The sequence below is a fragment of the Dyadobacter sp. genome, assembly GCF_017744695.1.
GTDB lineage: Bacteria > Bacteroidota > Bacteroidia > Cytophagales > Spirosomataceae > Dyadobacter.
The window spans coordinates 828,653-851,171 of record NZ_JAGIAS010000003.1; the positions used below are offsets into that span (position 1 = coordinate 828,653).

Below are 22,519 nucleotides of genomic sequence, written 5' to 3' on the forward strand. Positions count from 1 at the left end.
GCACGTTATTCGCAGGCCTCCGGCCGGCCAGTCTCGCGTGTCTGGCCGGCCGGAGGCCTGCGAATAGTCGGCACTAAGCAGGAGCTTCGCGCCAGCGCCTCGATTTTTACCACCCCGTCCTATACTCCCTCTTCACAAACCGGTTCGCCACATCAAAATTGGTGATCTTCATATTAGTACCATCCCACATCAATCGCTGGCGGCCCGGGAATGTAAAGCCTTTCCCATCCGCTTTCGCTTCGCGGTGCAGGTACGAGCGTACCGCCAGGTTACCCATCAGCACGATTTCCGTCAAAGGGCCCGACTGGTCGAACGAAGAACTCGTGTAAGCGCCATATCCTTTTTTACAAGCCTGCACAAACTGCTGCTGGTGCCCCGGCCAACCACCTTGCACCAAGGCACGCGGCTTGGTAGCGATCCGAACGTTTGCAAATTTCTTCTCCGGCCATAACCTCGGGTTTTCCCCGAACATTTCCGCGCTGATAATGCCCTTTGTACCAATAAATAACATTCCGCCATCCACGCTGCCGAAAACCGTCTTGTAGTCACAGCCATCGGGCAGTTGCGGGCGCATGCCGCCATCGTACCAATTCAGGTTGATTTCCTTTCCCGGTGTCTTGGAGGGGAATTTCAAATGGATATTCGCGGAAGGCGGTGCTACATCGTCGAAGAATGCCTGCTGAAAGAAATCGGCGTAGACAGAGCCGACGCTGCATTCTACCGAAGTTGGGTACCCGAGTTTCAATGCACGGAACGGCACGTCCAGGAAATGGCAGCCCATATCCCCCAATGCGCCGGTGCCGAAATCCCAGTAACCACGCCAGCGGAAAGGCATGTAGGCTTCGTGGTAGTCGCGTTTGGGCGCAGTACCGAGCCACAGGTCCCAGTCAACACCGGCAGGAACCGGTTGCGACTCTCCTTTGTCCTTGGGCGATTTCACTCCCTGCGGCCACACGGGACGGTCCGTCCACACTTCAATGGTATGCACATCGCCAATCGCCCCCGACTGTACGAGCGCTTCCGTGTTGCGCGTGCCGTCGCTGCTGCTTCCCTGGTTGCCCATTTGGGTGACTACTTTGTATTTTTTCGCTGCTTCCGTCAGCATCCTGGCCTCCCAAATATCCTTGGTTAAAGGCTTTTCCACATACACATGCTTCCCGAGTTCCATGGCGGCGATCGCTATGGGGTAATGCATATGGTCGGGCGTGGTGACGATGACGGCGTCGAACGTCTTGGCCTCCTTCTCGAACATCTTGCGGAAGTCCTTGTAATAAGGTGCGTTGGGGAATTGCTTGCGGTACTTTTCAGATTGACGGTCGTCGACATCGCAGAGCGCGACGATGTTTTCCGTACCATTATTATAGGCCTGTTTGATATTGAAGTCGGCCTTGCCGCCACAACCTACCGCCGCGATATTAAGCTTGTCGCTCGGAGGGGTAAAACCGCGTCCCAGCACGTGCCGCGGGACGATCATAAACCCGCCAGCCGCCAATGCGCCGGCCTTTATAAAATCCCTTCTTTTGGTGGTATTTCCGGATGCCTTCTCGTGGTTTTCCATGCCTGCGTGATCGTTTGTTGAAAACTGATGGTATACCAGAAAAAAAGGCACCCGGCCTGAAAGCCTACTATCGGCGTCCGAAGGTTTCTGCGATCTTCATCGCCACACCCATATCGCCGTCTATTTTCAATTTGCCGGTCATGAGCGCCATCATAGCGTTCAGGTCGCCGTCAATAAGTTTCAATGCATTTTTCACCGAAACTTCAAAGGTAGCATCGGCTTCCGCATCGGTGTTGGAAACGCTGTTGGGTACGGATTTACCATCGACAAACAGGACTCCTTCGTCGGTCACAAATTTGGCTGTGGCATCCAGTCCGCTATCGGTCCCCAGGATATTTGCAATGCGTTCAGTCAGAATTTGAAGGCTCATAAGTACTGTTTGTTAGAAAGTTTGAATTTAAATTGGATTAAAAAACGACAAATGTAGGCCGACTGGAAGAATATTCAAATGCCTTTGGTGTTTTCACCGAAAACGGCAAATTTTACATCCTTCATCAGAAACCCTGCTGATCTGTTACTAACTGAATGAGTGCACCTGTGAATCGCCCCACGTTCCTTACGATTTTGTGTTTTCTTACTTTCATGAGTGCTGTTTCAGGCCTTTGGACGCAATCCGAAAGGCTCTGGAACCCGGGTATTACTGCCGACAAAACCCGCGAAACGTTTGAGGCCGTCCGTGAAAACCTCGAACGCCAGGGTAACACCACCGAAGCGAAGACGATGGACAAAATGTTTGAGGCTGTAATTGAGCAGACTACCGCCGAAAATATCAAAACCGGCGCCATTATCATGCTCATTTTCGAATCACTTTCGCTGTACGCCGCTTACCTGATGTGGAACCTGCAACGGAGGGGTTATTACCTCTACCTGGGCGGCATGGCCGTTGCGTTTGCGGCGCCATTGCTAATGATCGGCGGCTGGATGGGTGTCATTACCGCCATGGCCGGCGTATTTTTCAGCATTTTCATGGCGATCCTCTACGCTTTCAATCTGAAACACATGTATTAAAGCCCCGCAACCATCCTCTTGCTCTCTCCGGCCCGCCGCGCAACGTCCGGATGTTACCAATAATTGTAAATAGGGATGTAAGGTCTTGCATTCCACAAAGAAAACTTTTTATTTTGCGCACTAATTTGAATCGAGAAAATGGCTTTAATTAACAAAATCAGAGAAAAATCCGGGATAGCCGTCACGGTTATCGCTATCAGTTTAATTCTTTTTATGGTTGGAGGCGATTTGCTGGGCCCTAATTCCCTTCTGGGCGGCAACAACAACCAAATCGTGGGAGAGATTGCCGGGAAAGAAATTAATATCAAAGATTTTCAAAGCCGGGTGGACGGGTTCCGTCAGAATTACGAGGCTCAGTCGGGCCGCAGCCTGAATGAAGGCGAGCTCGCTTCTTTGAGAGATCAGGCCTGGAACCAGTTCGTGGTGGACATTGCTTACAAAAAGCAATACGACAAGCTGGGGCTGACGGTAACTGACGAAGAACTGTACGACATGGTACAGGGAAACCACATCAGCCCATCGATTCTGCAAGCATTTTCAGATCCTACCACTGGCCGTTTCGACAAGAATGCGGTGGTTAACTACCTGAAAAACCTCAAAACCCTTCCGTTGGAGCAACAAAAATCCTGGGAGAATTTTGAAAAGAGCCTTCGGGAAGAACGTACCCGTGCGAAATATGAAAACATGCTTCGCCTCTCGACCTACACTCCCAAAGCACAAGCTGAAAAAGAGTACGTAGCGCAAAATACCAAAGCCAATCTCCGCTATCTGTACGTACCTTATTTCTCGGTTGTAGATACTACCATTAAAGTAACCGACGCGCAACTGCAGGAATACCTGAGCGCGCACAAGAAAGAATACAAAGGAACCGATACCCGCTCCATCGAGTACGTAACGTTCCCGGTTCAGCCTGCGAAAGACGACAGCGCGGCATTGTACACCGAGATCAAAGAACTCGCACGCGGCCTTGCCACTGCTCAAAGCGACTCTGCATTTGCCGCGATGAACAGCGACATCCCGACTCCGATCAACCAGTCGTACGCTACCATGAGCGACCAGTTGAAAGAAGCGGTGAAGACGTTCGTTCCGGGAGGTGTTTACGGACCTTACCGTGAAGGCAATACCTATTATATCTACAAATACGGAGGAACCCGTTCCGACACCGTTTCATCTGCCAAGGCAAGCCACATCCTGATCCGCGCTGAAAACCAGTCGGATTCCGCAAAAGCGGCTGCACGTGTAAAAGCAGAAGGTATCCTGGCACAAATCAAGGCGGGTGCTAACTTCGAAGCGTTGGCTGCTACTTCCAGCGCGGATCCCGGTTCGGCGCAACGCGGTGGTGACCTGGGCTACTTCCAGAACAACGGCGCCATGGTGAAACCATTTGAAGAAGCTGTATTCTCGGCAACCGCTCCCGGCCTGATCCCACGTCTGGTAGAAAGCCAGTTCGGTTTCCACATCATTAAAGTAACCGCTCCGAAATCGAATACACTGTACCGCATTGCCACTATTGGTAAGACCATCGCTCCAAGCCAGGCTACACGTGACGAAGCTTACAGAAAAGCAGATGAATTTGCGAACGCTGTAAAAAGCCGCGAGCAGTTCGAAGAAGCCGTTAAGAAAAACAAAGCGCTGGTTCTGGCCAATGCGAACCGCATTCCTGAATCTGCAACCAATATCAACGCCATCCAGAATGCACGTGACATCGTGAGATGGGCATTCAAGGACGATACCAAAACTTCCAACGTATCACCGGTGTTCGAAACTGAAGAACAATATGTTGTAGCTGTTCTGACTGGCAAATCGGATGCAAATGATGTGAAAGTGGATGACTTCCGCGACGAGTTGACTACCAAAGTGCGTAACCAGATCAAAGCAGAGCAAATCACTGCCAAGCTGAAAGGCGCAACCGGCTCACTGGAAGACATCGCGAAAAAATACGGCGCAGGTGCGTTGGTTGAGTCTGCCAACGATATTTCACTGGCAACCGGCTTCCTTACCAGCGCAGGTTTCGACCCTATCGCACTTGGAAAAGCATTCGGTTTGAAAGCAGGCCAAAAATCAGGTGTGTTCACCGGCGAAAATGGTGTGTTCATCGTGGAGCTTTCGAGCAAAACAGACGCGCCTAAGATCGCTGACTTTACCCAGTACAAAACACAGCTGACCCAATCCCTGGAAAGCCGGATGTCGTACCTGGTGAATGAAGCCATCCGTGAAAACGCGAAAATCGAAGACCACCGCGCGAAGTTCTTCTGATCAAAAACCGCTTAAAAACTTATCCCGAGAGGAGCAGAAATTAAATCTGCTCCTCTTTTTTATTGGCACTGCAAATTTTTCAGAAAAAAGTGATAGTATTGCAGTATGAAATGTCAATTTTACACTTATTAATTAAAACAGGGAAAAAGGAGGATGGAGGAAGGGAAAAAGCACTCCCCCTTTATGCCCCACCGGACTGTCTATTTAACCATTAGAAAACGATTAACTACATTAAAATGAGCATTCTACTCGGAGAACAGGAGTATTTTAAGGGTATCGGAAAGATCTCTTTCGAAGGCCCGGAAACCGACAACCCACTGGCTTACCGCTGGTATGACGAAAACCGTATTATCGCCGGCAAAACAATGAAAGACCACCTGCGCTTTGCGGTGGCTTACTGGCATACATTCTGCGGAGCCGGTCTGGACCCGTTCGGCGGACCTACGCTTTTCTACCCATGGGATAAAAAAGCGGATGCCGTTGATCGCGCAAAAGACAAAGCGGATGCTGCATTCGAGTTCATTACCAAGCTGGGTCTTCCTTACTATTGCTTCCACGATGTAGACGTAGTCGATTACGCCGACGACGTGCGTACCAACGAAAAGCGTTTACAAGCCCTGACTGCCTATTTGGGTGAAAAACAAAAAGCGTCGGGCGTGAAACTCCTTTGGGGAACTGCCAACCTTTTTGGTCACCACCGCTATATGAACGGCGCTTCCACTAACCCTGACTTCGACGTGGTGGCACACGCCGGCGCACAGGTCAAAATGGCTTTGGATGCTACCATCGCTCTTGGAGGTGAAAACTACGTGTTCTGGGGTGGTCGCGAAGGTTATATGAGCCTTTTGAACACCGACATGAAGCGCGAGCAGGAACACTTCGCACAAATGCTGAAAATATCGGTAGCCTATGCCCGTGCAAATGGCTTCAAAGGTAAGTTCTTCATCGAGCCGAAACCTTGCGAGCCTACAAAACACCAGTACGACTACGATGCAGCAACCGTAATCGGCTTCCTTCGTCAGCACGACCTGCTGGCCGATTTCAGCCTGAACCTCGAAGTGAACCACGCTACATTGGCTGGCCACACTTTCGAGCATGAATTGCAGGTAGCGGCCGACGCAGGCATCCTGGGATCGATCGACGCCAACCGCGGTGACTACCAGAACGGGTGGGATACCGACCAGTTTCCTAACGACATCGCCGAATGGACCCGCGCATTGCTCGTGATCCTGAATGCAGGCGGTCTGCAAGGTGGTGGTATCAACTTCGATGCAAAACGTCGCCGCAACTCAACCGACGTGGATGACGTATTCCACGCGCACATCGGCGGTATCGACACCGTGGCACGTGCATTGGTGATTGCCGACAAGATCATCCGGAACGGTGCATACGACGAAATCCGTAAAAACCGCTACGCAAGCTTCGACAGCGGTAAAGGAGCCGAATTCGAAAAAGGTGCATTGAGACTCGAAGACCTGTTCGACCTTGCAGCCACCAAAGGCGAACCAGCAACGACTTCCGGCAAACAGGAGTACCTCGAAAACCTGATCAACCGGTTCATCTGAGATTAACTTTCATGTTACCTCAATATTAATTTTCAAAAGCCATTGATGTATTTCAATGGCTTTTGCCATTCATGCAGGTACCTCGCCGTAACTTGCGTGAAATTAACCCAGCGCTTTCTGCCATGCATACCGGCCGCGCCAAGAAGTATTCGCCCTCCCCTATCCTGCCCGGCATTATGCTGCTTGCGGAGTGGCTCATTTCAATATCCTGCCTGTTTGTCCCAACCGCATTTGCCCAGGAGCCGGAACGGAACATTCCGGCAAGCCCGCAGAACCCGGATTCTTTGTTGATAGGCCTGAAAGCAAAATATAATGCGGCCGTCGGCAGGAATAATGACACGGAAGCCGCAGGTTATTTACAGCAAATAGGAAGGTTACTTTTTATTTCGGGACATTACCCGCAGTCGCTCGACTACTTGCTGCAAGCCGAAAAGATATTCCGCAACCGTGATCAGAAAAAGATGCTGGCCGGGAACCTCAACATGCTCGGGGAGCTGTACTACCGCACGCGCAGGCCACAACTAGCCCGGAAACAATACGACGAAGCATTGGTGATTTACCAAAACCTCCGGCAGGAATCCGGCAAGGCAGAGGTTTACGGGCGTATCGGGCATCTTTACGAAAAGCGCGAAATGTACGACAGCGCATTCCATTTCCAGCGCAAAGCCCTGCAATCCTATCAGCTCGACCGCCATACCGACGGCGCTGCGAAGATTTACGAAAACATCGGCAGCATTTACGAAGACCTCGAAAAATACGATTCGGCCTATTTCTATTTCAACAAAGCTTACGCGCTCAATACGCAAACGCATAACGCACGCGCGCAGGTGGAAGTGGTGAACAACCTGGGCGATGTGCTGCGAAAAACCGGGAAGTTCCGCGAGGGACTGACATACAGCTTCCAGAGTTTGCAACTCGCCCAAACCAGCGGCGAGCGGTACCAGATTTCGAGCGCCTACAATGATATTTCCAAAGCCTACAACCTCCTCGCACGCAATGATAGCGCATTCCATTACCTCACGCTGAGCCGCAGCCTGCTCAACGACATTTACTCCGAAGAAAGCAACAAGCAGCTCGCATTGCTGCAAACACTATACGAAATCGAGAAGAAGGATAATGAGATTGAACAGCTGACCCAGGCCAGGCGCATTGATACACTGATCTCCATCGCGACGGGTATCGTGGTCATACTGGTTATCGTCGTGGCTGCGTTGATCATCAGCCGGCAGCGCCTCAAAATCCGGAACGAGCAAAAACTCCGCGCACAGCACAAGCAAGTGTACGAAGCGCAAAACCAGCTGATGGAGGTTGAATTGAAAAATAAAAAGCTGGAAGAAGAACACCTCAAACAACAACTCGAAACCAAAACGCAGGAACTAAGCAGCTACACCCTGCACGTGATCCGCAAAAACCAGCTGCTGGAAGACCTCCGCGCCAAGCTCGACGAAATGATCAAAGACGACAAACGCGACCAGCGGAAACAGATCAAAGCGCTGTCTGAACAGATTGGCGAGGGTTTGCAGGATAACCAGCATTGGGAAGAGTTCCGGGGGATATTCGAGCAGGTACACCAGTCGTTTTTCGACCGCCTCCAACAGCAAACCGGTCCGCTCACGGCCAATGACCTCCGGCTGATCGCCCTGATCAAAATGAACCTTACTTCTACCGACATTGCCACGCTTCTCGGCATTTCGCAAGACAGCCTGCGCGTAATCCGCCACCGCCTGCGCAAGAAACTGAACCTCGCCGCGGGCGACAACCTTTCTGCTTTTATCCAGTCGATCTAGGCTGTTAATGATTTCTTAACAGTCGCGTAACGCAAACATAATGGCAACAACCTGGGGCTTAAACCACTGGACAACAGCGAGTTGACTACCCATCGCAACGCTTGTTGCCTTGATGTAACGCTCCGAAATACCCTGTTGCCCTTTTGTTAACGGGACTGATTTGGATCACTGACTTTGTTCTGCACACCTTCGCATCGCAAAAAAATACGACAGCCGACAGCCGACAGCCAATAACATATTGATGCGATGATCCGAATTTACCTGTATATCCTCCTGCTCCTATTCACATTCACCAGCCTCTATGCGGGGACGCTGAAAGGCAAGCTTATCGAAGCGGCCACCGGCGAGCCTGCATTGGGCGTGGTAATCTCTATTGAAGGCACCCAATTGCACGACATTTCGGGTCTCGATGGCTCATTCGCGATTCCTAATCTTCAAAAGGGCTACTACCGTCTCCATATCCGCCACATCTCCTATGCGCCCATGCAAAAGGAATTTGCGATTAATGGTAATGAGATAGTTCAAATGGAGCTTTCCCTGCAAGCCGCAGCCGGCCTGAAACTGGACGAAGTAGCTATTACCGGCAAGCGCGACGGCGCAAGCGACAACACCGCCCGGCTTATGGAACGCAATGCGAGCCAGGTGATGAATATCGTTTCCGGCAAAACCATCCAGATCTCCCCCGACCTCACCGTCGCAAACGTGATCCAGCGCATTTCTGGCATTTCCATTGAACGCAACAGCAATGGGGACGGCCAATACGCGATCCTGCGCGGCATGGACAAGCGGTACAATTACACCCTCGTGAACGGGGTGAAGATCCCCAGCCCGGATAACAAATACCGCTACGTCCCGCTGGATATCTTCCCCTCTGACCTCCTCGACCGCCTGGAAGTGTATAAGGCGTTGACGCCCGCCATGGAAGGCGACGCGATCGGCGGTGCGGTGAATATGGTCATGAAAGATGCGCCGGACAAGTTAACCTTCTCAGCCAATGTCTCCACCGGCTATAATGAGCTGTTCATAGACCGCAAGTTTATGGGCTATGATTTCAGAAGCATTCAATCCAAATCGCCCTATGAACTGAACGGCAACCAGTACAATGCCACTTCGGCCGATTTTTCGACGGCAGCCGTCAACTATAAACTCAAAACACCGGCACCCAATCTGCTGGGCAGCATTGCGATAGGCAACCGCTTCCTGCACGACAAGCTGGGTATCCTGCTTGCGGGAAGCTACCAGAATACCCACCGAGGAAGCAACAGCCTTTTCTTCGACTCGGAAGCGGTGGATACGCTGCGCGGTGAAGCGCTCACGAAAATGAGCGAACGCCGGTATTCGGAACAGCAGATCCGCTATGGCCTGCATTCGAAAATGGATTACCGTTTCAACGAGAAACACAAAATACAGTTCTACAATGCATTCATGAACCTGACCAATGTGCAGGTAAGGGATGTAAAATCTACCCAATTGACCATCGGCGGCTACGATCCGGTGGCCGGTAATGCGTCCCTCAGCTACTCCACCCGCTCGCGGTTGACCAAACAGCAGATATTCAACAGCACATTACAAGGCAAGCACCAGTTGCTCGACGCGCTCGCATTGCAATGGTCGGCCGTGTATTCCAAAGCCACCAACGAGGTTCCCGACAACATGACCGTGCCGCTAACCGGTATCAGGCAGAATTTCCAGGAAAGAAAAACGACGGTAGGCGATGCATCACGCCGTTGGGAGCATAATTCCGACCGTGACTGGTCGGGTTACCTCAATCTGATTTACAATACAACCATAGGCTCAACGCAGGTGGAATGGACGGCAGGTGGGTTATTCCGCGACAAATCGCGCTCTAATTTTTATAACAACTACCAGTTACGCCCGGCCGACCCGTTTGCGGAGTACGGAAAGGATTTTACCGACTATACCCATATCCGCTGGACAATCCAGAACCCCCGCGGCTCGGTAGGAAGTGCATTGACCTACGATGCTAGCGAACAAATCAAAGCCGGTTTTATACAATTTAAGGCCGAAACGAAGAACCTGGAAATACTCGGCGGCATCCGTGTGGAGAACACCGATCAGGGCTACACAATGCGTTTCTCGATTGGGGAAGACCGGCCTGACGGCAACCAGAAATACACCGATTTTCTGCCAAGCCTGCACCTCAAATACAAGCCGGAGGACCACATTAATCTCCGGGCCTCGTACTTCCGTTCGGTCAACCGCCCGGGCTTCTTCGAGATCGTCCCTTACCGTATCGTGAACGAAGAATATCAGGAACGCGGCAATCCCGACCTGAAACGCGCCATTGCGGACAATATCGACCTGCGCTACGAGCTCTTCCCCCGCGCTTCGGAGCAATTTATGGTGGGTGTTTTTTACAAAATGATCAAAGACCCGATCGAATACACGCTCCAACGCGACGCCATCCGTGGACAGGACATTTACTATTCACCCGGCAATTTCGGGAATGCGAAGAACTACGGTCTCGAAATCGACTATATCAAATACGTGAAGCAGTTCGGCATCAAAGCCAACTACACTTACACGCATTCGCGCATTACCACGCCCAAATCCAGGCGCATACGCAACGAGAACGGCGACCTGGAAACGATCAATGTGGATCAAACGCGGCCGCTTTACGGACAATCAGCGCATGTTGCCAACCTCTCGGTTCTCTATAAAAATCAGAAGAACGGCATCGATGCGCAGCTCGCAGGCGGCTACACGGGCGACCGTATCAACACGGTGTCGCAGTTCCTTGACAACGACCTCTGGCAAAAAGGATTTATTCAAATGGATGCCTCTGTTGAAAAAACCTTCCGCAATGGGCTCGGCGTGTTCCTGAAAGCCAACAATCTCCTCGACACGCCGATGGAAGTTTACATGAAAAATACCAGTGCTTCCAATGTCAACATCCCGAACCAGGACCTGCCGGGAAAAACGCTTATCCGCCGAGACCGTTACCAACGCTCCTACCTGCTTGGCGTACGCTATAAATTTTAATCAGTCATCAAAATTTTAAATCTCATGAACCAATCCAAAATGAAACAGCTATTCATGCTTTCAGCGCTCGCCGCATTCCTCATCACCGGTTGCAGCGACGACAAATCCGACCCAACGCCCGTAGATCCAAAACCAACCGAGGAATCGGTATCCGGCGAAGTTTCCGGCACCTGGACCAAAGGCAATACCTACAAAGTGACCGGTCACATTCAAATCCCGGAAGGCAAATCCCTCACGATCGAGGAAGGCGTAACGGTACTTTTCAGCGATTCGGTCATTAAGCCGGAAGTGGTAGTGAAAGGTAACCTGTACAGCCTCGGTACTGCCGCTGCGCCGGTGAAATTCACCGTGCCCGATGCATGGAAAACGGCCGATAACCTGTTTGGTAACCTTTGGGGCGGGCTCATCGCAGCACCGACATCGGCCGAGTTCGTCATGAACAACACCATTCTCGAATACGGCGGCGCGGTAACGACCGACGAATCACCGTCGGTCAAAGCAAAATTGTACAAAGCCGTTGCCGGCGAGCACGTACCGGTCATTTATTATCCCAATATCAATGGCAAGCTGGTGGTCATGAACAGCACCATTCGCAATTTCAATGAGGACGGCTTTTACATTGAGGGCGGAAAGGTGATCATTGCCAATAATACCTTCAACACGACCGGCGTATCGGGCGGCGATGCGATCAATATCAAATCGGGCGTGCAGGCCGATGTCGCATTCAATGTCGTTTACAGCCCTAATACCAACGCATTGAAGCTTTCTAATTCCGGCGACCGCTCGCCGCAGGCTTACATCGTAGGTTATAACAACACCATTATCAACGCCGGTTGGAGGAGACCTACCACCAAAGGCGGTTCCATCTGGCTCGAAAAAGGTGTTCGCGCGGATCTTTACAATAACCTCCTGGCTAACGATCGCTTTGGAATCAAAAAAGAAAATGTCGACAAGTCCGTGGATGACCGTTCGGTCATCAACAACACATTGTACTATGGTGCTACCGAAGAAGGCGTGAAGCAATTCCAGCCGTCGGTGGAGATCCTGAAAGGTACTAACGACCTCATTTCAGCGAAAGTGGGCGACAACGATCCTAAGTTCGTGAACTACCCATTAACTACCGATAACAAGAATGCTGCTTTCAATACCGCCTGGGATTTCCATTTGCAGGCAGGTTCACCAGCGTTGGGCAAAGGTAAAACTACCTTTACCCGCCTGTATGCCGAGGGTATTGTGATCAACGGCGTGACCTACAAATCGCCTGCGCCCGCCGATTATATCGGTGCATTTGGTACTAAGTAATTTTCATTTAAGTATACCTAGTGCAAAGGCATCGTCAGCCTGAGCGTAGTCGAAGGCATCTTGCGTAATGCCTTCGACTACGCTCAGGCTGACAATGCGGGCACGCGACACTCATATTCTAACACCAGTGAAAGCATTCATTCTCCCGGCCCTTGGGCTGGCTACAATGGTTGTGGCCTGCCAATCCGGTAACAACGCCCCTATCCATTCCGCCGTGGCCGACACCATCAGCTCGATCGTACAACCGGTGTTCGTCACCGATACGGTCGCCCACGACACCGACGATCCTGCGATCTGGATCAATCCCGCCGATCCGGCTCAAAGCCTCATCATTGGCACAGACAAAGACCAGGATGGCGGCCTGTACGTATTCGACCTGCAGGGTAAATTGCAGCGTGACAAAACAGTAACCGGCCTGAAACGCCCGGATAATGTAGACATCGAATACGGCCTCACGCTGGCGGGCAAGCCGGTGGATATCGCAGTTACCACTGAGCGTTTCACACACAAGCTCCGCATTTACAGCGTCCCGGACATGAAGCCGGTCGACAACGGCGGGATAGAAGTATTTGAGGGAGAAACCGGCGAGAATGTCAGGGATTTGATGGGTATTGCGCTTTACAAGAATAGAACCGGTAAAATATATGCGATCGTCGGTCGTAAATCGGGGCCTACCGACGGAACATACCTTTGGCAGTATCTGCTGGAAGACAATGGCAAAGGCCGGGTAAAAGCATCGCTCGTACGCAAGTTTGGTCAATACAGTGGTTTAAAGGAAATCGAAGCCATTGCCGTCGACGACCAGCTGGGCTACGTTTATTATTCCGATGAAGGCAAGGGCGTCCGCAAATACTACGCCGATCCTGAAAAGGGAAATGACGAGCTGGCGCTTTTCGCTATTAATGGATTTACCGAAGACCACGAAGGCATTTCAATTTACCAGCTCACCGACAGTACCGGCTATATCCTCGTGTCGGATCAGGGTGCCAATAGTTTTCAAATTTTTCCAAGAGAAGGAACGCCAGGCAAACCCAATGACCACCCGCTTTTAAGGAAAGTCACCGTTAAGGCGAGCCACAGCGACGGCTCGGATATTGTTTCCATTCCGCTCAATGCGCAATTCAAGAATGGCCTGTTCGTAGCCATGAGCGACGACAAAACGTTTCATCTCTACCGTTGGGAAGACATTGCCGGGAAGCATTTGAAATCCATAAGGTAACAGATGCAAAAAAGCCGCCGGAAAGTCCCGGCGGCTTTTTGATTACTATCTACTATTAAACTGTGTTTAATGATTAACCTGTTCTGCTAATATCCTTTGTTCTGGTCCAGATTCGTATTGTTGCGCACTTCGGCGGTCGGGATTGGGAAAAGCAGTTCACGCTCCGTCAAAGTAGGGCCGTAAGAGAATTTGTGACCAACGTAGTTCTCGAATTTCCTGGTAGTGACATTGAAAGCTTTCCGCAAACGAGCCATATCGAACCAGGTGATATTCTCGAAACACAGCTCATACCAGCGCTCCTTCCAAACAGCCTCCCGGAATGTATCCTTGGTAAGTCCCGCCAACGCGGGCAACTCCGCACGCGTACGAATCGCATTCACAGCCTCGTAAGCTTTGGCTGACGGCCCTCCTACCTCGTTGGAAGCCTCCGCGTACATCAAAAGGACATCTGCATAACGGATCACCGGCCAGTTCAAATCGCTGTTGGCAGTGCTCGTTTGGGCTACATTATCAAAATGTTTGTAAATAAAATAGCCACCGAGGTCCACCACTTTGTTACGATCCGATTCGTTGGTGAATTTGGTAAAGAAGAATTGCTTCTCCTTCGCGCGCAAATCGTTGGCTTCGTAAGACTTTACAAAATCGCCCGTTGCATAAATACCGCCCGTTTCATCGGAATAGGCGGAGATGTTCTTATTGTAAGGGATGATAGAAACCTGCCAGTTGGACGCGATCAGCCCAGTCTTGTACTGGATCATGAAAATATTTTCTTCAATATTCTTCTTGGCCGGGTTGTGCAGGTCGTCATATGTAGAAAACAGCTTGAATGCCTTCGAATCGATTACCTCCTCCGCTTTCTTCGCAGCGAGATCATAGTACGCCGCCCCTTTTTGCAATGGATAACCGGCCATGGTCAGATAAACTTTGGCCAATAGCGACTTCACCGCACCAAGCGTCACTTTACCGCTATTTTCGGTCATAGGCAACCCAGACGCTTCCGCCGTTTTCAAATCCTCTACGATCTGGGTATACACGGCCTCGGGGGTTGCCGCTTTCGGGCGCAGATCGTCCGATTGCAGATTCACCGGTGCAGTAATCAACGGAATATTCCCGAACATCTGAACCAACTGAAAATAGTAGAATGCGCGAAGGAAATATGCTTCGCCAAGCACTCTTTTCATTTCGGCGGCATCCATGGTGATGCCTGGAATCCTCGCAATCGAAAGGTTAGCCCCGGCAATCCCTTTGTAATATTGGGTCCAATAGGTCTGACCGTAGGTGTTATCCGACGTATTTCTCAAATCCTTGATAAAATAGCTGTTCACAGCCTGTCCAAGGTCCGTACCAGCCAATCCGGTAGCAAACTCGGGCATCATCCATGTTCCTCCACCAAAACCGCTTACCATAGGTTCGCGCAATGGCGTGTAGATTGCATTGACAGAACTCCGAGCGTGCGCCGGCTGAGTGAAGTAGTTTTCTTCGGTGAAATTACTGGGATCCGATTCGTCCAGGAAGTCGGAGCAGCTGGTCGCTCCAAATAAGCTCAATAATGCGAGCAAGCCGATTTTCTTTGATATGATTGTCATTGTGCTTTGCGTCTTTAATGTTATAAACCGATGTTCAGGCCGAGCATAAATACTCTTGGCTTAGGATAGTCGTACAAGCCAAAGCCCTGGTCGAATGGCGATCCGGAGTTGGACACCTCGGGGTCATAACCCTTGTATTTCGTTGCTACAAAGAAATTCTGAACGGATGCATAGGCTCTCAAACGTTCCAGTTTCATCTTCGAAGCAATATGCGACGGGAACACGTAAGCGAGTAACAGGTTGCGTCCGCGGATAAACGACGCGTCGGTTACCTTGTGGCTGTCGTTGTTGGTGGTGTAATAGGCGTTGATCGGGCGCACTTGCGCGATCGGGGTGTTCTGATTCGTTTCAGTCCACGCATTCAACACTGTTTTGTAGCTGTTTGCAATTCCCTGACGGTCCTCTGCGGAGTGGATACTCCGGTCGAGCACGTCGTTGCCGTACATGTATTGCAGGTCTACTGTCAATGACCACTGTTTGTAGTTGAACGTGTTCAGGAAGGTTCCGAAGCCATCAGGGATACCTTTACCGATGATTGTACGGTCATTATCGTTGATCGTGCCATCGTTGTTCAAGTCCGCGTATTTCACGTCGCCAGGCAACATATTATATTTCTTGGCCTGCTCGGCCTCCGCAGTCGACCATGTGCCTTGATGTACCCGTCCAAAGAACGAACCCACCGGCTCACCCACGCGGATCACCGTTGCGCCGGAGAAGATATCACTGCCACCCGAGAGCGCCAGTACTTTATTTTTGTTTACAGAAATATTAAATGTCGTGCTCCACGAGAAATCGCCGGCTTTGATATTGGTTGAGTTAATCGCGAATTCAACCCCTTTGTTTTCCATACTGCCAACGTTGGTGAAGATGCTGGTGTAGCCGCTGCTTGATGGTAGTGGTGCATCCAGCAACATTCTGTTCACTTTTCTGCGGTATAAATCGAGCTCAAAATTGATACGGTTCTGGAACAGGCCCAGTTCTATCCCCAAATCAACCTGCTGTGTTTTTTCCCATTGCAGGTTAGAGTTCGACATCCGGCCTACGCCGATACCGATGTTGCGGGTACCTCCGAAAATGACATCGGAGCTTGCCATCCCGGCCAATGCACGATAGGCCGGAATTTCGGAGTTACCGGTAGCACCGTAGCTCGTACGAAGTTTCAGGTTGGAAATCGTATTCGAGTTTTTAAGGAATTCCTCCTCGTTCACACGCCATGCCAATGCCGCGGACGGGAAGAATGCATAGCGGTTGGCCTCCCCGAATTTGGACGAACCATCCATACGACCGGTGAATGTCACCAGGTATTTGTTCATCAGGCTATAATTGATCCTTGCGAAATAGGAGTTAAGTCCATACGCTTCCGCTTTTGAAGTTGGAGCCACCGCGATGGCACCTGCCGCAAGGTTATTGTATTGGAAATAAGTATCCGTAAAGTTCTGGGCGCGGGCCTGGTTCTCGAAGCGGTCCACATGCTGCCACGACAAACCAACCATAGCGTTGATCGAATGTATTTTACCGAAATCCTTGAAATAGGTCAGGTAGTTTTCAAACTGCCAGGAATTGTACCGGTTGTTGAGCACCCACGCTTCGCCATTGCTGGTGATATATTGCAAGCCCGCGGCAGCGAAATAGTCGTTACGCTGGTTGATCACGTTCGCTCCTACTGTGGAGCGTAATTCCAGACCGTCAGCCAAACGGATGTTGGCGTACATATTACCCAACATAGTTTGGGTTTTTAAATAGAAAAGACGCTCGTTTACCACACGTAGCGGGCTGTCGCCTCCTTCCATACCCGGATAGTCGCGGTTACTGGCCCATTTGCCGTCAGGATATTTCACCGGAATGATGGGCAGAGCTTCCAGCACCTGGCGCATCGCGGTGATACCGCCACCCCCCAACTGGTCAATCTGCTTTTCGTTCTGATCGGTGTAGCCTAATGTACCACCCACCTTCAACCAGCTTTTAATTTGAGAGTCAAATACCAGGCGGCCCGAGAAGCGCTTCTGCCACGACTCCTTCACGATACCGTCTTCATTGCGATAGTTCAGGAATGCCCCAAAGCTACCCTTTTCGTTACCACCTGTCAAACCTAACTGGTGGTTCTGGGTAAATGCTTTCTGGAAAGCCTCTTTCTGCCAGTCGGTGTCATACAGTGGGTTACCGTTCGAATCGAAAAGCAGCGGGTTGGTCCGTTTCAGCTTGGGATCGGTGTATTTGGTACCGGTAGCCCAGCCCACGGGGTCGTACTTCGCCGCATTGGCATAAAGGGTTTCCTCCACTTGCAAGAATTCCTTCGAATTCAATACAGGCAATTTGCGTGGAGCTACACCTATGCTAAAATCGGTATCGTAAGTAACTTTTCCACCGCCGGATGTGCCGCGTTTGGTGGTAACAAGGATAACCCCGTTCGCACCACGTGCACCGTAAATCGCTGTCGAAGAAGCATCTTTCAATACCTCGATGGAAGCAATATCGTTCGGATTGAGGTAATCGATCGGTGTGCTGCCATTTTGCAGGTCTACCGCATTCAGGATCACACCATCGATCACGTAAAGAGGGTTGTTGGAAACACTGATAGAGCTGGCTCCACGAATGCGTATGTTGGCACGACCACCCGGGCGACCGGAGTTCGACGATACGTTTACCCCCGTAATGCGGCCCGAAAGCCCCTGGTTCAATGATGAAGCCGGGCGTTCCTGCAAAACTTCCGCTTTGAGAGTCCCGACAGCGCCGGTAAGGTCAGATTTTTTAACAGTACCGTAGCCCACCACCACAACTTCGTCGAGTGCATTCTCGTCGGGGGCCATTTTCACTGTAAATGCCGATTGGTTTCCCACTGTCACCTCCTGCGATTTGTAACCCACAAAACTGAAAACAAGCACCGGCTGGCCACCATCCGGGATTTCCAGGCTGAAATCGCCCGCAGCGCCGGTGGAAGTTCCGCGCTGCGTACCTTTCAGGACCACGCTCACGCCCGGGAGCGACGCCCCTTTTTCGTCCGATACCGTTCCTTTGATAGTCCTGTCAACGGCGGCCTGGGTTACCTGTGCCGGTGCGGTCAGGTTTTCCTGCGTCATCTGCCCCTCCGGCAGAGCCATCGCCTCGTCCTTGCTTTCCCTCACCGGCATCGCTTCCTTTGCTTTGCCTTCGGTTATAACGAATGTGTTCTTTCTGGTCTTTTTGTACTTCAAACCGTTCTGCCGCAGCAGCACATCGAGGTTTTTTTCGATTGGCTGATTCAAATCCAGATTGCTGGAAGCAACATTCACAGAACCTACCAGTCGGTCTTCGAAAATGATCTCGACCCCGTAATGTCTCTGAAGGTCTAGCAAAACATTTTTAAGCTTCATTTCCTGACCGAGCGAAGTATGTTGCTTGGCCGGCATCGACGCAAAGGCAATGACCTGTGAATGCACGATCCGGGAGGATTGTGTCATCAACACAATCCCGATCGCCACCCATTGCTTGGCTGATAGCGTTAGATTCATAATCAAGTGGTTTGGAATAATTAATTGTTCGTTAAAAGGATGCTGGCGCCATTTTGCTCAACCCGTAGATCAAGCACTTCCGAAATGGTTTTCAAAAGTTCGTCGGCGTTTTTAGTCTTAAAATTGCCAGTTATCGAGCGTTGGGCGATGTTGGAATCGGAGAGGCTAACTTTCTGGCCAAAATTTTCCTCGATCATCGCGAGTATTTCCTTTACAGGCGTTCCGTTGAACACATAGCGCTGCTCGGTCCAGGGAGCGAATGTTCTGACGTCCTGCTTTCGTTCGAGCTGCACCGCGCCTTCCTGATCGAGAAAGGCCAGGTCGCCCGGCTCCATCATGACCTCCCTGCGCCGGTTGTTCTGTGAATAGTCGATACGCACGCTACCGGATTTCAATGCCACTTTCGTGCCTCTCGGCCGGGCAAATACGGAAAATGTAGTCCCGAGTACTTCCACCTGAAATTGCTCGGATGTTTTCACGACAAAGCGCTTGTGGTCAATCGTGTGGCTTACCGAAAACTCTGCCTCGCCTTCCAGCGCCACTTCGCGCACGTCGCCCCAGAAACCCAGCCTCGGCACTTTCAGTTTGGAGTTCGAATTCAATGCTACGCGGCTTCCGTCTTCGAGGTACACATCGGTGGTCTGGCCGTAGGCTGTCTGGTACGATTTGTATTGTATCGGCTCACGAAACCACCAGCCGCAGCTCACGAGCAACGTTACCGATGCCGCTGCCATCCAAAACCGGTTGCTACGCCTGGCAAACCAGGAGGGAGTACGTTCCTCCTCCCCTTCCTCCTTCCTCCACTCTCCCTCTTGCTCCATCGTCGAATTCAGCCGGAGCAGTAAGTTTTCGAGCGCAATGTCCTGGTTGGGAACAAACTGGGGTGACTGGGTTTCATATTCCAGTAACCACCGGTGGAATGTCTCTGCGTTTTCCTTCCGCACAATCCATTCTTCCACGAGTTGCCTTTCGAGTGGGTTCGCGCGCCCACTCAGGTACTCGAAAAGCGTATATTTAGATATAGTTTTTTCCATTTCTGTTCGGTTTACAACGTTGACGGAGGCCCATCCGGATGGGCCGTCGACCCTCTGAGGTCATTTTTAGAGGATACTCAAAATGGTCAGGCAAAGCGAGATCATCCATTCCCCGTGAAGAGCGGAGCGCAGGTGTTTCAATGCCTTGGAGATGTGTACTTCTACGGTTTTGGGCGAGATATGCAGCTCGTCCGCTATCTCATGGTATTTTTTGTTCTCGAAGCGACTCAGCAAAAACACCTTCTGGCATTGCGTAGGCAGCCGGGCGATGACTTCGTTCACTTTCAGGAACAGGTTGTTATAATGAATTTCAGCATCAGGCTGCTGATGATAGGTCGAAATCGAATGCTCCTCATTCACCTCGAGGGTATCTGTCTTCCCGAACTCTCTGCGCATATACGTATAGCATTCATTACGCACAGAGCGGAACAGATAGCTGGTGTACGATGACGTGATGTTCTCATAGGCTTTTGTACGGTAAAACTGGAAGAACACCTCGCTCACCAGATCCTCGGCGATCTGTTTGGAATACACAAACCGTACCGCATGGCTGCAAAGTGGATTATAGTACCTTTTGAACAGTAATTCCAGGCCCTTCCCCGGATTTTGCTCAAAAGCCGATTTGAGGAAAGTAGCAGAATCAATCTCACTTACGGGGGCCTTGCCTTCGTGTGCAGGGGACACAAATGGCCCAGGGCGCTTCGTTTCCGGGTTAAGCAAAGGATCGTGCATCGAGTATCTGTTCGTATGTAATAATTAAAAGACTTTCTTGCACTTAAAATCCCTTACCCTTGATTTAAAAAAACTAAAACTTTTTTTAATCATATCTTAACCCATACTAACCAGATATTAAAAAAGCCGCTATCCTTGCGAATAGCGGCCTTTGTCAAAAGCTAGTTATTTTCGGTTACAAATTCTTGGCTTTCATCTGTTTCACAGCATAATCGGCCGCGCGGGCAGAGAGTGCCATATAGGTAAGCGAAGGGTTTTGCGTCGCCGTCGAAGTCATACATGCACCGTCGGTCACGAACACGTTTTTGCAATGGTGCAGCTGGTTCCACTTGTTCAGTAGCGACGTTTTGGGATCCTTACCCATGCGTACGCCACCCATTTCGTGAATATCGTTACCCGGATTGCGGTGGTTGTCGTTGGTTCGCACATTGGTGAAGCCCGCCTTGGTAAACATTTCGCTTACCTGCTCCATATAATCCTTGATCATCTTCTCGTCGTTATCATCATAATCGACCGAGATTCTCAGTTTTGGCATACCAAACGGGTCCTTTTCATTCTTGTCGAGCATCACATAGTTGCTCTCCTTGGGAATGGTTTCGCCCATCATGTGCGAGCCTACGCTCCAGTTGCCATATTTGGTTTCGTGCAATCCGGCTTTCAGCGATTCGCCCAGGCCGTTGCGGTCGTTATAAGTATTGCGGTTGGCTCCGAATCCGGCCGCATACCCGCGCAGGAAGTCGGTTTCCTGCTTGTAAACGTTACGGAAGCGCGGAATGTAGCCGCTATTAGGGCGGCGACCGTCGGTGGTCGAATCCAGGAACCCTTCGTATTCGCCTGATACCGTTGCCCGGTAGTTATGGAATGCCACATACTTACCCAACAGGCCATTGTCGTTGCCCAATCCGTTAGGGAAGCGGCTCGATACCGAGTTCAGCAGTACGAGGTTCGAGTTCAGCGCGGCTGCATTGAGGAAGATGATATTGGCATAAAACTCGATCATCTCCTTCGTGTTCGCGTCGATCACGCGCACACCCGAGGCTTTCTGCGTTTTGTCGTCGTAAATAATCGAATGTACCACAGAATGCGGGCGGAGCGTCATATTGCCTGTCTTCGCCGCCCAGGGGATGGTAGAAGCATTACTGCTGAAATACCCTCCGAACGGACATCCGCGTTCACACATCACGCGGTGCTGGCATTTCGCACGCCCCTGATCGAGGTGGATCTGCTGGGGTTCCGTAATATGCGCCGCGCGGCCGATGATAATATGCCGGTCCTTGTATTGTTTGGAAACTTGCTCCTTGAAATACTTCTCGACACAGTTCAGGTCGTGCGGGGGCAGGAACTCGCCATCGGGCAATGCATCGATGCCGTCCTTGTTACCGGTAATACCCGCGAATTTCTCTACGTGGCTGTACCAGGGCGCGAGGTCATCATAGCCGATAGGCCACTCCACGGCGAATTGATCACGTGCCGGTCCTTCAAAATCATATTTGCTCCAACGCTGTGTCTGCCGCGCCCAAAGCAGCGACTTTCCGCCGACCTGGTAGCCTCTCAACCAGTCGAAAGGCTTCTCCTGAATATAGGGGTGCTCATTATCCTTTGCAAAAAAGTGCATCGACGATTCCTTGAAGTTATAGCAACGTGCCGCGATCGGGTTGGCATCCGCAATTTCTTTTGGAAGTCGCTCACGGTGCTCGAACTCCCACGGCATCATATTCGTCGTGGGATAATCCTTGATATGCTGCACATCGCGCCCGCGTTCGAGCACAAGCGTTTTCAATCCTTTTTCGGTCAGCTCCTTGGCCGACCATCCGCCGCTGATCCCCGAGCCAATCACAATGGCATCATAGGTACGGGCTTTTTTACTATCGATATTAAAATTTGCCATAGTTCGGTTTGATGGAAATAGGGAGGAAAGGGAGGATGGAGGAAGGGGAAAAAGAATTCAAGTCATTGAGTCATTAGGTCATTGATTGCCCAT

Annotated in this window: 14 protein-coding genes; 7 read left to right on the plus strand and 7 right to left on the minus strand. The window is 50.9% G+C overall.

Translation table 11 applies throughout. The annotated features are described in order from the left end of the window. Positions 1-106: 106 nt before the first annotated feature. On the minus strand, positions 107-1,558 hold the full coding sequence (locus J7619_RS15480) for a Gfo/Idh/MocA family protein (RefSeq protein ID WP_291200012.1): 1,452 nt from the start codon (positions 1,556-1,558) through the stop codon (positions 107-109). Positions 1,559-1,625: 67 nt separating this feature from the next. Continuing rightward, on the minus strand, positions 1,626-1,928 hold the full coding sequence (locus J7619_RS15485; RefSeq protein WP_291200014.1) for an SCP2 sterol-binding domain-containing protein: 303 nt from the start codon (positions 1,926-1,928) through the stop codon (positions 1,626-1,628). A gap of 212 nt (positions 1,929-2,140) precedes the next feature. Here J7619_RS15485 and J7619_RS15490 point away from each other — a divergent pair, with 212 nt between their 5' ends. The 7 genes from J7619_RS15490 (at position 2,141) to J7619_RS15520 (ending at position 13,698) form a co-directional block, all read left to right on the plus strand. Beyond that, positions 2,141-2,566: a hypothetical protein gene (locus J7619_RS15490; RefSeq protein ID WP_291200017.1), complete on the plus strand. Its 426-nt coding sequence runs from the start codon at positions 2,141-2,143 to the stop codon at positions 2,564-2,566. Positions 2,567-2,704: 138 nt separating this feature from the next. After that, positions 2,705-4,822: a peptidylprolyl isomerase gene (locus J7619_RS15495; protein ID WP_291200019.1), complete on the plus strand. Its 2,118-nt coding sequence runs from the start codon at positions 2,705-2,707 to the stop codon at positions 4,820-4,822. Positions 4,823-5,058: 236 nt separating this feature from the next. Beyond that, positions 5,059-6,387, plus strand: coding sequence for a xylose isomerase (xylA, locus tag J7619_RS15500; protein WP_291200021.1), 1,329 nt, complete (start codon positions 5,059-5,061; stop codon positions 6,385-6,387). A gap of 71 nt (positions 6,388-6,458) precedes the next feature. After that, entirely contained in the window at positions 6,459-8,174 is a 1,716-nt protein-coding gene (locus J7619_RS15505) for a tetratricopeptide repeat protein (RefSeq protein ID WP_291200024.1), read from the plus strand. A gap of 246 nt (positions 8,175-8,420) precedes the next feature. Next, complete coding sequence (locus J7619_RS15510) at positions 8,421-11,177, plus strand: TonB-dependent receptor (protein ID WP_291200027.1); 2,757 nt, start codon at positions 8,421-8,423, stop codon at positions 11,175-11,177. Positions 11,178-11,216: 39 nt separating this feature from the next. Next, complete coding sequence (locus J7619_RS15515; protein ID WP_291200030.1) at positions 11,217-12,479, plus strand: right-handed parallel beta-helix repeat-containing protein; 1,263 nt, start codon at positions 11,217-11,219, stop codon at positions 12,477-12,479. A 127-nt stretch (positions 12,480-12,606) separates the two neighbouring features. After that, positions 12,607-13,698: a phytase gene (locus J7619_RS15520; protein ID WP_291200033.1), complete on the plus strand. Its 1,092-nt coding sequence runs from the start codon at positions 12,607-12,609 to the stop codon at positions 13,696-13,698. An 86-nt stretch (positions 13,699-13,784) separates the two neighbouring features. Here the strand turns inward: J7619_RS15520 and J7619_RS15525 are convergent, their stop codons facing one another. From J7619_RS15525 to J7619_RS15545, 5 genes are all read right to left on the minus strand, one after another. After that, positions 13,785-15,284 carry a RagB/SusD family nutrient uptake outer membrane protein gene (locus tag J7619_RS15525; protein WP_291200036.1) on the minus strand — a complete coding sequence of 500 codons (1,500 nt, stop codon included), beginning with the start codon at positions 15,282-15,284 and terminating at the stop codon, positions 13,785-13,787. Positions 15,285-15,304: 20 nt separating this feature from the next. Next, positions 15,305-18,772 (minus strand): SusC/RagA family TonB-linked outer membrane protein, encoded by a 3,468-nt coding sequence (locus J7619_RS15530; RefSeq protein ID WP_291200039.1) that lies wholly within the window; start codon positions 18,770-18,772, stop codon positions 15,305-15,307. A gap of 20 nt (positions 18,773-18,792) precedes the next feature. Further along, positions 18,793-19,806: a FecR family protein gene (locus tag J7619_RS15535; protein ID WP_291200041.1), complete on the minus strand. Its 1,014-nt coding sequence runs from the start codon at positions 19,804-19,806 to the stop codon at positions 18,793-18,795. 66 nt (positions 19,807-19,872) lie between these two features. Continuing rightward, positions 19,873-20,538, minus strand: coding sequence for an RNA polymerase sigma-70 factor (locus tag J7619_RS15540; RefSeq protein WP_291200044.1), 666 nt, complete (start codon positions 20,536-20,538; stop codon positions 19,873-19,875). Between the two features lie 175 nt (positions 20,539-20,713). Continuing rightward, positions 20,714-22,426: a GMC oxidoreductase gene (locus J7619_RS15545; RefSeq protein ID WP_291200047.1), complete on the minus strand. Its 1,713-nt coding sequence runs from the start codon at positions 22,424-22,426 to the stop codon at positions 20,714-20,716. Between the last annotated feature and the right edge of the window lie 93 nt (positions 22,427-22,519).

Coding starts and splice junctions, on each gene's coding strand:
- J7619_RS15480 (WP_291200012.1), bottom strand. CDS start 1,558: ATGGAAAACCACGAGAAGGCATCCGGAAATACCACCAAAAGAAGGGAT.
- J7619_RS15485 (WP_291200014.1), bottom strand. CDS start 1,928: ATGAGCCTTCAAATTCTGACTGAACGCATTGCAAATATCCTGGGGACC.
- J7619_RS15490 (WP_291200017.1), top strand. CDS start 2,141: ATGAGTGCTGTTTCAGGCCTTTGGACGCAATCCGAAAGGCTCTGGAAC.
- J7619_RS15495 (WP_291200019.1), top strand. CDS start 2,705: ATGGCTTTAATTAACAAAATCAGAGAAAAATCCGGGATAGCCGTCACG.
- xylA (WP_291200021.1), top strand. CDS start 5,059: ATGAGCATTCTACTCGGAGAACAGGAGTATTTTAAGGGTATCGGAAAG.
- J7619_RS15505 (WP_291200024.1), top strand. CDS start 6,459: ATGCAGGTACCTCGCCGTAACTTGCGTGAAATTAACCCAGCGCTTTCT.
- J7619_RS15510 (WP_291200027.1), top strand. CDS start 8,421: ATGATCCGAATTTACCTGTATATCCTCCTGCTCCTATTCACATTCACC.
- J7619_RS15515 (WP_291200030.1), top strand. CDS start 11,217: ATGAAACAGCTATTCATGCTTTCAGCGCTCGCCGCATTCCTCATCACC.
- J7619_RS15525 (WP_291200036.1), bottom strand. CDS start 15,284: ATGACAATCATATCAAAGAAAATCGGCTTGCTCGCATTATTGAGCTTA.
- J7619_RS15530 (WP_291200039.1), bottom strand. CDS start 18,772: ATGAATCTAACGCTATCAGCCAAGCAATGGGTGGCGATCGGGATTGTG.
- J7619_RS15535 (WP_291200041.1), bottom strand. CDS start 19,806: ATGGAAAAAACTATATCTAAATATACGCTTTTCGAGTACCTGAGTGGG.
- J7619_RS15540 (WP_291200044.1), bottom strand. CDS start 20,538: ATGCACGATCCTTTGCTTAACCCGGAAACGAAGCGCCCTGGGCCATTT.
- J7619_RS15545 (WP_291200047.1), bottom strand. CDS start 22,426: ATGGCAAATTTTAATATCGATAGTAAAAAAGCCCGTACCTATGATGCC.